General features: G+C 75.2%; 13 protein-coding genes. 11 read left to right on the forward strand and 2 right to left on the reverse strand.

Annotated elements, in window-relative coordinates:
• Nucleotides 1-11 precede the first annotated feature (11 nt).
• From FB558_RS35880 to FB558_RS35900, 5 genes are read left to right on the forward strand one after another with little or no spacing between them, the layout of a single operon-like run.
• Nucleotides 12-932, forward strand: a complete 921-nt coding sequence (locus tag FB558_RS35880) for an NADP-dependent oxidoreductase (RefSeq protein ID WP_142061453.1) — start codon at nt 12-14, stop codon at nt 930-932.
• A 50-nt stretch (nt 933-982) separates the two neighbouring features.
• Entirely contained in the window at nt 983-1783 is an 801-nt protein-coding gene (locus FB558_RS35885; protein WP_142061456.1) for an SDR family oxidoreductase, read from the forward strand.
• A complete protein-coding gene (locus tag FB558_RS35890; RefSeq protein ID WP_142061459.1) occupies nt 1780-2565 on the forward strand; it encodes a 5-formyltetrahydrofolate cyclo-ligase in 786 nt (261 codons plus the stop codon). Before FB558_RS35885 ends, FB558_RS35890 begins: the two co-directional genes overlap by 4 nt.
• Entirely contained in the window at nt 2562-3845 is a 1284-nt protein-coding gene (larA, locus tag FB558_RS35895; protein ID WP_142061462.1) for a nickel-dependent lactate racemase, read from the forward strand. The genes FB558_RS35890 and larA overlap by 4 nt, the downstream gene beginning before the upstream one ends.
• 23 nt (nt 3846-3868) lie before the next feature.
• Complete coding sequence (locus FB558_RS35900; protein ID WP_142061465.1) at nt 3869-4228, forward strand: DUF2784 domain-containing protein; 360 nt, start codon at nt 3869-3871, stop codon at nt 4226-4228.
• Nucleotides 4229-4249: 21 nt separating this feature from the next.
• Here FB558_RS35900 and FB558_RS35905 read toward each other — a convergent pair whose 3' ends face one another.
• Nucleotides 4250-4456 (reverse strand): hypothetical protein, encoded by a 207-nt coding sequence (locus FB558_RS35905; RefSeq protein WP_142061468.1) that lies wholly within the window; start codon nt 4454-4456, stop codon nt 4250-4252.
• 63 nt (nt 4457-4519) lie between these two features.
• Here FB558_RS35905 and FB558_RS35910 point away from each other — a divergent pair, with 63 nt between their 5' ends.
• Nucleotides 4520-5572, forward strand: a complete 1053-nt coding sequence (locus FB558_RS35910) for a LacI family DNA-binding transcriptional regulator (protein WP_142061471.1) — start codon at nt 4520-4522, stop codon at nt 5570-5572.
• Between the two features lie 62 nt (nt 5573-5634).
• Here the strand turns inward: FB558_RS35910 and FB558_RS35915 are convergent, their stop codons facing one another.
• Nucleotides 5635-5868 (reverse strand): hypothetical protein, encoded by a 234-nt coding sequence (locus tag FB558_RS35915; RefSeq protein ID WP_142061474.1) that lies wholly within the window; start codon nt 5866-5868, stop codon nt 5635-5637.
• A gap of 194 nt (nt 5869-6062) precedes the next feature.
• On the opposite strand from FB558_RS35915, the gene araB reads away from it, so the two are divergent.
• From araB to FB558_RS35940, 5 genes are all read left to right on the forward strand, one after another.
• A complete protein-coding gene (gene araB / locus FB558_RS35920) occupies nt 6063-7739 on the forward strand; it encodes a ribulokinase (RefSeq protein ID WP_142061477.1) in 1677 nt (558 codons plus the stop codon).
• Nucleotides 7736-8425 carry an L-ribulose-5-phosphate 4-epimerase gene (locus FB558_RS35925; protein WP_211367065.1) on the forward strand — a complete coding sequence of 230 codons (690 nt, stop codon included), beginning with the start codon at nt 7736-7738 and terminating at the stop codon, nt 8423-8425. Before araB ends, FB558_RS35925 begins: the two co-directional genes overlap by 4 nt.
• The gene (araA, locus tag FB558_RS35930) at nt 8422-9909 is read left to right on the forward strand and encodes an L-arabinose isomerase (RefSeq protein ID WP_142061480.1); all 1488 of its coding nucleotides are present in this window, start codon (nt 8422-8424) and stop codon (nt 9907-9909) included. The genes FB558_RS35925 and araA overlap by 4 nt, the downstream gene beginning before the upstream one ends.
• A gap of 15 nt (nt 9910-9924) precedes the next feature.
• Nucleotides 9925-10920, forward strand: a complete 996-nt coding sequence (locus FB558_RS35935) for an aldose epimerase family protein (protein WP_142061484.1) — start codon at nt 9925-9927, stop codon at nt 10918-10920.
• Nucleotides 10921-10991: 71 nt separating this feature from the next.
• Complete coding sequence (locus tag FB558_RS35940; RefSeq protein WP_142061487.1) at nt 10992-12767, forward strand: protein kinase domain-containing protein; 1776 nt, start codon at nt 10992-10994, stop codon at nt 12765-12767.
• Nucleotides 12768-13020: the final 253 nt, after the last annotated feature.

Here is a 13020-nt window from a genome sequence, read left to right on the forward strand (position 1 = left end):
GAGTGGCCACCATGGCTCGTGCGGTGCGGTTCGACGAGTACGGCGAGATCGACGTGCTCGAGGTCCGGGACGTGGCCCGGCCGCAGCCCGGCCCCGGGGAGGTCCTGGTCCGCGTGCGCGCGGCCGGCATCAACCCCGGCGAGAACGCGATCCGCCTCGGCGTCTTCCGCGACGTCTGGCCGGCGACGTTCCCCTCCGGCCAGGGCAGCGACCTCGCCGGCGTGGTCGAGGAGGTCGGCCCGGACGTGCCCACGTGGTCGGCGGGCGACCAGGTGATCGGCTGGGTGGACACCCGCGCCAGCCACGCCGAACTGGTCGTGGTGCCCGCCGAGCACCTGGTGCGCCGGGACCCGGCCGTGCCGTGGGAGGTGGGCGGGGCGCTGTTCGTCGCCGGCACGACCGCGCACGCCGCGGTGGCCGCGGTCGGCGCCGGTCCGGGCGACACGGTCGTCGTCGCCGGTGCGGCCGGCGGGGTCGGGTCGCTGGCCGTGCAGCTCGCACGCCGGGCCGGCGCGACGGTGATCGGCCTGGCGAGCGAGCGCAACCACGCCTGGCTGGCCGAGCACGGGGTCATCCCGGTGAGCCACGGCGAGGGCGTCGCGGACCGCGTCCGCGCCGCCGCCCCCGCCGGGATCGACGCGTTCGTGGACACCTTCGGCAGCGGCTACGTCGACCTCGCGCTCGAGCTCGGCGTCGCGCCGGACCGCACCAACACGATCATCGACTTCGCCGCGGCGGCGCGGACGGGGGTGAAGGCCGAGGGGATGTCCGGGTCGGCGACCGCCGAGGTGCTGGGCGAGCTCGCGAAGCTGGTCGCGGCGGGTGAGCTGGAGGTCCCGGTGGCGGCGACCTACGCGCTGACCGACGTGCGCGCGGCGTACGAGGACCTGATGCGCCGCCGCACCCGGGGCAAGATCGTCCTGCGGCCCTGAGGGAAGTCCCCCTCGGCGACGGGCGGGCCGCGGGGTGGCAGGGTGGCGTCGTGAGCACTCCCGACCAGACCGTCGCCGTCGTCACCGGCGCCGCTCGCGGCTTCGGCCGCGAGATCGCCCGCCGCCTCGTCGCCCGCGGCCACCGGGTCCTGATCACCGACCTGGACGCCGACGCCGTCGCCGCGGCGGCCGACGAGCTGGGCGCCACGGCCGTCACCGCGGACGCGCGGGTGCCCGGCGACCACGCCCGGGTCGCGACGGCGGCCGCGGAGCTCGGGCCCGTCGGGGTCTGGGTGAACAACGCCGGGGTGCTGCGGGCGGGCCAGTCATGGGAGCAGCCGGAGGAGGACATCGCGCTGCAGGTCGACGTCAACCTGCTCGGCGTGGTGCACGGATCCCGGACCGCCGTGCGCGTGATGCGCAAGCGCGGCGGGCACCTGCTCAACATCGCGTCCATGTCCGCGCACGGTCCGGTGCCCGGCCTCGCCGTGTACGCCGCCACGAAGGCCGCGGTGCTGTCGTTCAGCACGAGCCTGCAGGGCGAGCTCGACCTGGCCCGGCTGCCGATCCGGGTGCACGCCCTGTGCCCCGACGCCGCCGACACCGCCCTCGTCCGCGACGAGCAGGAGAGCCCCGACACCGCGCTCCTGTTCTCCCAGCGCGGGCTGCTCACGCCCGCTGCGGTCGCCGACGCGGCCACCCGCCTGCTCGACGGGCGGCGGATCGTGCGCACCCTGCCGGCCCACCGCGCCGGGGCGATGCGGATCGCGGGCGCGCTGCCGCGGCTGGGCCTGCCGGTGCTGGCCCGGCTGCGTGCCCAGGGCGAGCGCCGCCGCACGGCCGGCACGTGAGCCCCCGCCCGAGCCGGCGCCACGACCACGACGCCGGCGGCGACCCCGAGGTGCTCGCGGCCAAGTCCGCGCTGCGCGACGAGGTGTGGACGGCGCTGTCGCAGGCCGGGGTCGCACGCTTCCCCGGCGCCCGCAACCGCATCTCCAACTTCACCGGCGCGGAGGCCGCGGCCCGGCGCCTGGCGGACACGGACACCTGGCGCGCGGCCGCGACCGTCAAGGCGAACCCCGACTCGGCGCAGCTGCCCGTGCGCCAGCGCGCCCTGGAGGACGGCAAGACCGTCTACATGGCGGTGCCGCGCCTGGCCGAGCCCGAGCCGTTCTTCCTGCTCGACCCCGCCCACCTGGCCGACCCGCCGCGGCGCGCCGCGTCGATCGCCGGGGCCACGCGCTCGGCCCGCCGGGTGGCCGTCGCCGAGCTGGAACCGGTCGACGTCGTGGTGAGCGGCTGCGTCGCCGTCGGCGAGGACGGGGCCCGGCTGGGCAAGGGCGGCGGGTTCGCCGACCTGGAGTTCGCGCTCGCCGCGGCGGCCGGCCTGGTCGGGCCGGACACGCTGGTCGTCACCACGGTGCACGAGCTGCAGGTGCGCCCGGCTGGGGCCGTCCCCACCGCGGCGCACGACGCGCCCGTCGACCTCGTGGTCACCCCGGAGCGGGTGATCGACTGCCGGTCCCGGCGCGGCCCCCGGCCCGCGGACGGCATCCGCTGGTCCGAGCTGACGCCGGAGAAGATCGACGCCATCCCCCTGCTCCGAACCCTCGCGAAGGAGGCCGTCCCATGACCGGGACGACACGCGTGCAGCTCGCCTACGGCGAGGCCGGCCTGCCCGTGGACCTGCCCGCCGCGCGCACCACCGTGGTGGAGCCGGTCCACGCGCAGGGCGCCGCCGACCAGCGGGAGGCGCTGCGCCGGGCGCTGCGGCACCCGGTCGCGGGCCCCCCGCTGCGCGAGCTCGCCCGGCGGGGCCAGAAGGTCGCGATCTCCATGTGCGACGGCACCCGCGCCCAGCCGCGCCACCTGATGATCCCGGCGGTGCTCGAGGAGCTCGACGGGATCATCGACCTCGACGACGTGGTGATCCTCGTGGCCACCGGCACGCACCGCGGCAACACCGAGGCCGAGATCCGCTCGATGCTGGGCGGCGCGGTCGTCGACGCGGTGCACGTGCTCAACCACGACGCGCGCGAGCCGTCGTCCCTGGTGCACCTGGGGACGCACGGCGACGGGGTGCCGGTGTGGCTCAACCGGCACTGGGTCGAGGCGGACCTGCGGATCACCACCGGGTTCGTCGAACCGCACTTCTTCGCCGGGTTCAGCGGCGGACCGAAGCTGGTCGCGCCCGGCCTGGCCGGCCTGGACACCGTGCTCACCCTGCACGACGCGCGGCGCATCGGGCACCCGAGCGCGACGTGGGCGGTGTGCGAGGGCAACCCGGTGCACGACGACATCCGCGCCGTCGTCGGCGCCGTCGGCGGGGTGGACTTCGGCCTGGACGTCGTGCTCAACCGCGAGCAGGAGATCGTCGAGGCGTTCGGCGGCTCGCTGTTCGCGATGCACGCCGCGGCGCGCGAGGGCGCGAAGCGGCTGGCGATGCGCCCGGTGCCGGAGCTGTTCGACGTGGTCGTCACCACCAACGCGGGCTTCCCGCTGGACCAGAACCTCTACCAGTCGGTGAAGGGCATGTCCGCGGGCGCCACGGTCGTCCGGGAAGGCGGCACGATCGTCTGCGCGGCCGAGTGCCGCGACGGCTTCCCCAACCACGGCTCCTACCGCGAGGTCCTGGAGTCCGCGCCGTCCCCGCGCGCGCTGCTGGAGGCGATCGAGGCGCGGCCGGAGACGCTGCCCGACCAGTGGCAGGTGCAGGTCCAGGCCAAGGTCCAGACGCGGGCGAGGGTCGTGATGCACACCTCGTACCTGTCCGACCACGCCCTGGCCGCCGCCCACCTGGAGCAGACCGCGGACATCGCCGCCACGGTCGCGGACGCGCTCGCCGCCGCGGGACCGCAGGCGCGGGTCTGCGTGCTGCCCGAAGGACCGCAGACGATCCCCTACCTGGTCTGACCCGCAGCTGGCACCCTCGTGACGTGGGGTACCGGCTGCTCGCGGAACTCGTGATGCTGCTGCACTTCGGGTTCCTCGCCTACGTCGCGCTGGGCGGGTTCCTCGCCTGGCGCCGGCCGTGGCTGGTCGTGCCGCACGCCGCGGCCGCCGTCTGGGGGGCGATCAGCGCCACCGTCGGCATCCCGTGCCCGCTCACGGCGTGGGAGGACGCCGCCCGCCGCGCCGCCGGTGCGCAGGGCCTCGCCCGCGGGTTCATCGACACCTACCTGACCGGCGTCGTCTACCCCGAGGAGCACCTGCTCACGGCGCAGCTGCTGGTGGCCGCCCTCGTCGCGGTGTCATGGACGGGCCTCGTGGTCCGGGTGCGCCGCGAGCGCGTCTGACGTCGGCGTCGGGGCCGGGGCTCAGCGGTTCGGATCGCGGTCGGAGCCCTTCTCCGCCCACTCCCGGTCGGCCCGGTCGGCCGCCTCGGTGCGCTCGCGCGCGATGTCCAGGGCCCGCCCCGCGGTCTCCCGGTCCGGGTAGGGCCCGAGCCGGTCGGCGGCCCGGCAGCCCTCGGCCGGCTCCACCGTGCCGTGCTTGAGGCAGTAGAACCACTGCTCGTTCTCCATACCGCGAGAGCCTGGCAGCTCGCGCGGGCTCCCGCACGAGCAGCGCGTGCGAGCATGTGCCCCATGGTGGAACCCGCGCCCGCCCCCGCACCCGTGATGACCGATGTCGCGCGGGTGGCGGGCGTGTCGCACCAGACCGTCTCGCGGGTGGTGAACGGTTCGCCGCACGTCAGCGGTCCCACGCGGGCGCGGGTGCTCGCGGCGATGGAGCAGCTCGGCTACCGGCGCAACGCCGTCGCCCGCGCGCTCGCCACCCGCCGGTCCGGCGCCCTCGGCGTGATCACGTTCGACACCGTGCTGTACGGGCCGGTCAGCACGCTCTACAGCGTCGAGCAGGCGGCGAGCACGGTGGGCATGGGCGTCAGCATCGCCGTGGTCGAGAAGATCAGCTCCGACGCCGTCGAGCGGGCGCTGGCCCGGCTGCAGGACCAGTCGGTCGAAGGGGTCGTGGCGCTGGCCGCCCAGCAGGACGCCGTGGACGTGCTCACGGCCGAGCTGCGCCCCGTTCCCACCGTCTTCGTCGGCGGCGTCCTCGGCGGCGGCAGCGGTGGCGAGGTCGCACCGGTGCCGGCGATCGGCATCGACCAGCGCGGCGGCGCGGGGCGCGCCACCGAGCACCTGCTCGGGCTGGGACACCGCACGGTGCACCACATCGCCGGCCCGGACGACTGGCTCGACGCACGCTGGCGCGTCGAGGGCTGGCGGGCCGCGCTCACCGCAGCCGGCGCACCCGTGCCCGAACCGGAGCGCGGCGACTGGAGCGCCCGCTCCGGGTTCGCCGCGGCCCAGCGGCTGCTCGCCGCCGACCCCGGCCTCACCGCCGTGTTCGCCGCCAACGACCACATGGCGCTCGGAGCCCTGCGCGCCCTCGACGAGGCCGGCCGGCGCGTGCCCGAGGACGTGAGCGTGGTCGGCTTCGACGACGTGCCGGAGGCGGAGTTCTTCCGGCCGCCGCTGACGACCGTGCGCCAGCACTTCCCGGAGGCGGGCCGCCGGGCCGTCCGCCTGCTGCTCGACATCATCCGCCCCGACGAGGCCGCCGGCACGGGCACCGACAGCGCGCTCGACCTGGTCCCCACCGAGCTCCTGGTCCGGCGCAGCACGGGCCCGGCCTGAGAGCAGCAGGCCCCGCGGCCCTGCGTGGGCCGTGGGACGCCGGCGCGTCCGGCGTCGGATCGTCAGCGCAGGCGCCTCCACACCGCGCGCAGGCCCGCCGCCGTAGCGAGGACGGCGATGAGCGGGATCGGCAGGCAGCAGCCGCAGCCGCCCACCGAGACCTCGGACCCGCGGCGCGTGCGCGTCGAGTAGTGGGGCACGGGGCCCCAGAAGCCGAACCGCCCGCGACGGCCCTCCCTCCTGCGGGGGCCGCGCGCGGGGAGGTACCGCCGGGCGAACCCGTCGAATCGGCTCATGGTGGTCATCTACCCGGTCCGGGCGAGCCGGAACGAAGTCCCTCGCGTGCGCGAGACCACAGCGGACGCCGGGGAGCGGCACGAGGTGCACCGACGTCTGCGGGGCGGCCGCCGACCCCGCGCGCGGCCTTGACAAAGCACCCGTCGACCCAGATTGTGAGCGCTAACAACGCCGTCGACGGAAAGAGTGCACCGTGGCCACTCCGCACACCCCGCAGAGCGCCGTCACCGTCGGGATCGACTTCGGCACCCTCTCGGGTCGGGCGGTGGTGGTCCGGGTCTCCGACGGCGCCGAGCTCGCCAGCGCCGTGCACCCCTACCCCCACGGGGTCGTGGACCGCACCCTTCCCGCCACCGGGGTGGCGCTGCCACCGGACTGGGCGCTGCAGCTGCCCGGCGACTGGATCGAGGTGCTCAAGGTCGCCGTGCCCAAGGCCGTCGCGGCCGCGGGCGTCGACCCGCGTGACGTCATCGGCGTCGCCACCGACTTCACCGCCTCCACCGTGCTGCCGACGCTCACCGACGGCACGCCGCTGTGCGAGCTCCCCGAGCTCGCCGACCGCCCGCACGCCTACCCGAAGCTGTGGAAGCACCACGCCGCGCAGGGCCAGGCCGACCGGATCAACCGGGTCGCGCAGGAGCGTGGGGAGACCTGGCTCGCGCGCTACGGCGGCCGCATCTCCAGCGAGTGGGAGTTCGCCAAGGCGCTGCAGCTGCTCGAGGAGGACCCGGAGGTCTACGCCCGCACGCAGCGGTGGGTCGAGGCCGCCGACTGGATCGTCTGGCGCCTGTGCGGCACCTACGTCCGCGACGCCTGCGTCGTCGGCTACAAGGGGATCTACCAGGACGGCCGCCACCCCGACCGGTCCTACCTCGCCGCGCTGAACCCGGAGTTCGCCGGCTTCGTCGACGACAAGCTGGAGCACCCGATCGCCCAGCTCGGCGAGCGCGCCGGCGGGCTCACCGCCGAGGCGGCCGCCTGGACCGGCCTCCCGGAGGGCATCGCCGTGGCCGTCGGCAACCTCGACGCGCACGCCACCGTCCCGGCCGCGCAGGCGCTCGACCCCGGCCAGATGGTCGCGATCATGGGCACGTCCACCTGCCACGTGATGGTCTCCGACCAGCTCGGCGAGGTGCCCGGCATGTGCGGCGTCGTCGACGGCGGCGTCGTCACCGGCCTGTGGGGCTACGAGGCGGGCCAGAGCGGCGTCGGCGACATCTTCGGCTGGTTCGTCGAGACCTCCGTGCCCCCGGAGTACCACCGGCGTGCGGCCGAGCGAGGGATCGACGTCCACGAGCTGCTCACGGAGCTCGCCGCCGCCCAGGAGGTCGGCGAGCACGGGCTCGTCGCCCTGGACTGGCACTCCGGCAACCGCTCGGTCCTGGTCGACCACGAGCTGTCCGGCGTGGTCGTCGGCCAGACCCTGGCCACCCGGCCCGAGGACACCTACCGCGCCCTGCTGGAGGCCACCGCCTTCGGCACCCGCACGATCATCGAGGCCTTCGAGGCCTCCGGCGTGCCGGTGCGCGAGCTCGTGGTGGCCGGCGGGCTGCTGAAGAACCGGTTCCTGATGCAGGTCTACGCCGACGTCTGCGACATGCCGCTGTCGACGATCGTCTCCGAGCAGGGCCCGGCCCTGGGCGCCGCCATCCACGCCGCCGTCGCCGCAGGCGCGTACCCGGACGTGCGCGCGGCCGCCGCCGCGATGGGCGGCGTCGACACCGCCGCCTACACCCCCGACCCCGGGCGCGCCCGCGCCTACGACGCGCTCTACGCCGAGTACCGGCGCCTGCACGACCACTTCGGACGAGGAGAGAACGATGTACTGCACCGGTTGCGCGCGATCCGACGGGCGGCGGTGACGAAGTGACGATCCCCGAGTCCGCGAAGGCGGCCGTCGACGAGCTGCGCGAGCACGTCTCCGACCTGCACGCCGAGCTGGTCCGCTACGACCTCGTCGTCTGGACGGCCGGCAACGTCTCGGCGCGCGTCCCCGGCCACGACCTCATGGTCATCAAGCCCAGCGGCGTGTCCTACGACGACCTGTCCGCCGACCGCATGGTGGTCTGCGACCTGCACGGCCGCCTCGTCGAGGGCGAGCACTCCCCCTCCAGCGACACCGAGGCCCACGCCCACGTCTACCGGCACATGCCCGAGGTCGGCGGCGTCGTGCACACGCACTCGAACTACGCGAGCGCATGGGCCGCGATCGGCGAGCCGATCCCCTGCGTGCTCACCGCGATGGCCGACGAGTTCGGCGGCCCGATCCCGCTCGGCCCGTTCGCCCGCATCGGCGACGACGCGATCGGCCGCGGCATCGTCGACACGCTCACCGGCCACCGCTCCCGCGCAGTGATCATGAAGAACCACGGCGTGTTCTCGATCGGACCCGACGCGAAGGCCGCGGTCAAGGCCGCCGCGATGTGCGAGGACGTCGCGAAGTCGACGTTCATCGCCCGCCAGATGGGCCCGCTCGTCCCGATCCCGCAGGACGACGTCGACGCGCTCTACGACCGCTACCAGAACGTCTACGGCCAGCAGGGGGGCAGCAAGTGAGCGCGCAGGTCTGGTTCCTGACCGGCAGCCAGGGGCTCTACGGCGAGGAGACGCTGCAGCAGGTCGCGCAGCAGTCGCAGGAGATCGCCAAGGAGCTGGGCGCCGCGCTGCCGGTCGAGCTCGCCTGGAAGCCGGTGCTCACCTCCTCCGAGGGCATCCACGCCGTGATGCTCGCCGCGAACGCCGACCCGGACTGCATCGGCGTGATCGCCTGGATGCACACGTTCTCCCCGGCCCGGATGTGGATCCACGGCCTGGACGCGTTGGCGAAGCCGCTGCTGCACCTGCACACGCAGGCCAACCAGGCGCTGCCGTGGTCGACGATCGACATGGACTTCATGAACCTGAACCAGGCCGCCCACGGCGACCGGGAGTTCGGGTACATCCAGGCGCGCCTCGGCGTCGTCCGCAAGATCGTTGCCGGGCACGTCGCGAACGCGGACGTCCAGCGCAAGGTCGCGACGTGGACGCGCGCGGCGAAGGGCTGGGCGGAGATCCGCTCGCTGAAGCTCGCCCGCTTCGGCGACACCATGCGCGACGTCGCCGTCACCGAGGGGGACCGCACCGAGGCGCAGTGGCGCTGGGGCGTCACCGTGAACGGCTACGCCGTCACCGACCTCGCCGACGCCGTGCACGCGAGCCCGGACGCCGAGGTCGACCGGCTGGTCGCCGAGTACGAGGAGCGCTACGAGGTCGCCGCCGAGCTGCGCCGCGGCGGCGAGCGGCACGAGTCGCTGCGCTACGGCGCCCGGATCGAGCTGGGCCTGCGCGCGCTGCTGGAGCAGACCGGCGCGAAGGCGTTCACCAGCAACTTCGAGGACCTCGGCGCGCTGCGCCAGCTGCCCGGGCTCGCCGTGCAGCGGCTGATGGCCGACGGCTACGGCTTCGCGGGCGAGGGCGACTGGAAGACCGCCGCCCTGCTGCGCACGCTCAAGGTCGCCGCGGAGGGCCTGCCCGGTGGCACCTCGTTCATGGAGGACTACACCTACCACCTCGGCCCGGGCACCCCGAAGATCCTGGGCGCGCACATGCTCGAGGTCTGCCCGACGATCGCGGCCGCCACCCCGCGCGTCGAGATCCACCCGCTGGGCATCGGCGGCCGCGAGGACCCGGTGCGCATGGTGTTCGACACGGCCCCCGGGGCGGGCTTCGTCGTCGGCATGTCGGACATGGGCGACCGGTTCCGCCTGGTGCTCAACGAGGTCGACGTCGTTCCGGCGGACGAGCCGCTGCCGAACCTCCCGGTCGCGCGTGCGGTCTGGGAGCCCCGGCCGGACCTGGCGACCTCCGCAGAGGCGTGGATCATGGCGGGCGGCCCGCACCACACGGTGCTCTCGACGGCACTGACCACCGAGGAGGTCGCCGACCTCGCCGAGTTCGCCCGCACCGAGCTGGTCGTGATCGACTCCGGCACGCAGGTGCGCCGGTTCCAGCAGGAGCTGCGCTGGAACCAGGCGTACTACCGGCTGGCCGGGGGCCTCTAGACACCCTGTAGACACATGTCCATGGACGTCATGTGGTTGCGCAGCAGTGCGCTCGAGGTCGGCGTGATCGCCTACGGGGCGCGGATCGTCTCGGTCCGCACCCCGGACCGCGACGGGCGGTGGGGCGAGGTGACGCTCGGGCTGTCCGACCTCGACGCCTACCGGGAGGCGCCCGGCTACCTCGGCGCGAGCGTGGGCCGCTACGCCAACCGGATCGCCGGCGCGCGCTTCACCCTCGACGGCACCGAGTACCGGATCCCGCCGAACGAGGGCGAGAACGCGCTGCACGGCGGGCCGGGCGGCTTCGACTCCTACGACTGGGCCACCGACGGGCCGGACGGCGCAGAAGTGACGCTCCGGCACACCAGCCCCGACGGCGACAACGGATTCCCCGGCACGCTCGCGGTCGCGGCCACCTACCGCGTGGAGGGCCCGGAGCTCACCATCGAGTACACGGCCACCACCGACGCCCCGACGGTGCTCAGCCTGACCAACCACGCCTACTGGAACCTCGCAGGCGGCGGCACCGCGGAGGACCACGAGGTGCAGCTGCACGCCGGGCACGTGCTGCCGGTGGGCGGTGACTCGCTGCCCACGGGTCCGCCGGTACCGGTGGACGGCACGCCCCTGGACTTCCGCTCCCCCGCGCGCCTCGGCGCCCGGATCCGGGACGGGCACCCGCTGCTGGTGAACGTGCGGGGCTACGACCACGCGTACGTCCTCGAGGGCACCGCCGGTGAGCTCCGGGCGGCCGCCCGCGTGGTGGAGCCGCGCACCGGGCGCACGATGGAGCTGCGCACCGACCAGCCCAGCGTGCAGTTCTACGCCGGCAACATGCTGAACGGCACGCTGGTGCTGCGCGACGGGCGCACGGCCCGCCAAGGCGACGCGTTCTGCCTGGAGGCGCAGAACTTCCCGGACGCGCCCAACCACCCGGACTACCCGTCCGCGGTGCTGCGCCCTGGCGAGGAGTTCCGCTCCCGGATGGTCTTCACGTTCGGCGCCGAATAGCGGCGGCGCGGCGGCGGCACGGATGCGCGCGGGGGGCAGGCCACGGCGTCCGCTACCGTTCCGCCGATCAGATGGCTGTGGGGGGAACCGTGGAGCGTGGTGACCTGATCGCCGGGCGATACCGCCTCGAGGCCGAGATCGGCACCGGCGGGACGGGCGGCGGGTGGCGCGCCACCGAGCAGGGGTCGAACGTCACCGTGGAGCTGCGGCGGGCCCACCTGCCGCAGGCGGCGTCCGCCGAGCGGGACCGCGCCCGCGAGCGGTTGCACGCCGAGGCCGGGCTCGCCTCGCTGCTGGACCACCCGAACATCGCCGCCGTGCACGGGCTGGTGGAGCACGACGGCGAGCCGTGGCTCGTCACGCGGTACGTGGCGGCGCCGAACCTGACCGAGCTCACGGCCGGCCCCCTGCCCCCGCACCGGGCCGCCGGGATCGGCGCCCAGGCGGCCGGAGCGCTGGCGTTCGCGCATTCGCCCGCGCTCCGGATCGTGCACCGGGCCGTGGCGCCGCGCACCATCCTCGTCGGCGGGGGCGACCGCGTCACGCTCACCGGCTTCGGGTCCGGCGAGCGCGCCCCGGCAGACCTCCAGGCGTACGCCGCCCCCGAGGTGGCGAACGGGCTCGAGCCCGGACCGCAGGCCGACGTCTTCTCGCTCGGGGCCGCGCTCTACGAGGCGGTGGAAGGGCGTCCGCCGTGGGGTGACGGCGACCCCGACCAGGTCCGCACGGCGGCGAAGCGGGGGATCGTGGAGCCGCCGCGCCGGGCCGGGGCGCTCGGCCCCGTGCTGGCGCGCATGCTGGAGAGCAGACCGCGCGAGCGGCCCACGGCGGCCGAGGCCGCGCAGCTGCTCGCGGAGGTGGCGCGCACCTCGCCCGCCGACGCGCGGGGCGGGGGCGCCGGCGGCAGGCGGTGGCTGTGGGTCGCGGTCGCCGCGGTGGTGGTGGTCGTCGCGGCGGGACTGGTGGTCTGGCCGCGCCTCGGACCGGCGACGGTCGGGGCGAGCGGGCCCCCTCCCACGCTCGGCGACCCCGCCACGGCCGAGCCGTGTGCGCTGCTGAACCCCGAGCCGTTGGAGCGGTTCGGCAAGACGATCCTGGAGACCGACGGAGGGGGCTTCGAGCGCTGCGACGTGTACCTCGAGTCCGGGCCGGACCGCGCCGTCGCGCGGCTGCAGCTCGCCCCGGCCAGCGAGGTGCCGCCGGAGGGCGTGCCCGAGGAGCGCGACGGCCTGGTGATCGTGCGGGGCGCACCCGTCAACGGGCAATGCGTCCGCACGCTGCGGCTGTCCGACGGCAACGACGTCCGCATCACGGGGCAGCTCCTGGTGGGCGCCGCCCCCGACCCGTGCGCCGTCGCGGACGTCGCCACCGACACCGCACTCGCGGTCCTCGTCCGCGGCCCGGTGCCCCGGCGCTCGGCCCCGTTCGACGCCCGGTCGCTGGCCGTGGTCGACGCGTGCGCGCTGCTCGACCCGGCCGCCGTCGCGAAGGTGCCCGGCCTGGAGACCGTCAGCCCCGACCCCGGTTTCGCGGGGTGGGACTGCGACTGGGAGAACGTGGCCACCGGAGCGTCCATCGTGATCGACTACGACCGGGACGAGGGGCTCTCGCCGGACGCCGGCAACCGGATGGAGCTCGCCGGGCGCGACGCCGCCACCCGGCCGGACGAGGACCGCGCCGGGTGCGACGTCACGATCCTGCACCGCCCCTATACCGAGCCGGGCGGGAAGCCGCGGGTCGAGCTGCTACTCGTGAAGGTCGACCACCCCGCGCCGATCCCGGACCCGTGCGCGCAGGCCGTCGCGGTCGCCGAGGTCGCGGTGAACCGCCTGCCCGCCGCGCCGTGACGGGCCCGTGCCGCCGGGGAACGCGCGTGGCTCCGCTGCAGGCTCCAACCCGGACGAACGGCACTCTCGTCGGTTCCTAGCCGACGAGAGTGCCGTTCGTCATGCGAATCCCGCTTCCCGGTGGCGACCGGGCGGTAGGTGAGCACCACGACGCCGGCCGGGTCGTCACCGCACGCTCGCCCGCGCGCAGATTGGTCCCCTTGGTGGCGGCCGGATTGGTCCTCGCAGGAGGACCACCGCGCGTCACGCTGAG

Source organism: Pseudonocardia kunmingensis, from assembly GCF_006716445.1.
In the GTDB taxonomy this organism is placed as follows: Bacteria; Actinomycetota; Actinomycetes; order Mycobacteriales; family Pseudonocardiaceae; genus Pseudonocardia; species Pseudonocardia kunmingensis.

What these genes read in the sequence shown, in the direction of transcription:
- FB558_RS35905 (WP_142061468.1), bottom strand. Translation starts at nt 4,456, where the DNA reads ATGGAGAACGAGCAGTGGTTCTACTGCCTCAAGCACGGCACGGTGGAG.
- FB558_RS35935 (WP_142061484.1), top strand. Translation starts at nt 9,925, where the DNA reads ATGTCCATGGACGTCATGTGGTTGCGCAGCAGTGCGCTCGAGGTCGGC.
- FB558_RS35910 (WP_142061471.1), top strand. Translation starts at nt 4,520, where the DNA reads ATGGTGGAACCCGCGCCCGCCCCCGCACCCGTGATGACCGATGTCGCG.
- FB558_RS35940 (WP_142061487.1), top strand. Translation starts at nt 10,992, where the DNA reads ATGGCTGTGGGGGGAACCGTGGAGCGTGGTGACCTGATCGCCGGGCGA.
- FB558_RS35880 (WP_142061453.1), top strand. Translation starts at nt 12, where the DNA reads ATGGCTCGTGCGGTGCGGTTCGACGAGTACGGCGAGATCGACGTGCTC.
- FB558_RS35915 (WP_142061474.1), bottom strand. Translation starts at nt 5,868, where the DNA reads ATGAGCCGATTCGACGGGTTCGCCCGGCGGTACCTCCCCGCGCGCGGC.
- larA (WP_142061462.1), top strand. Translation starts at nt 2,562, where the DNA reads ATGACCGGGACGACACGCGTGCAGCTCGCCTACGGCGAGGCCGGCCTG.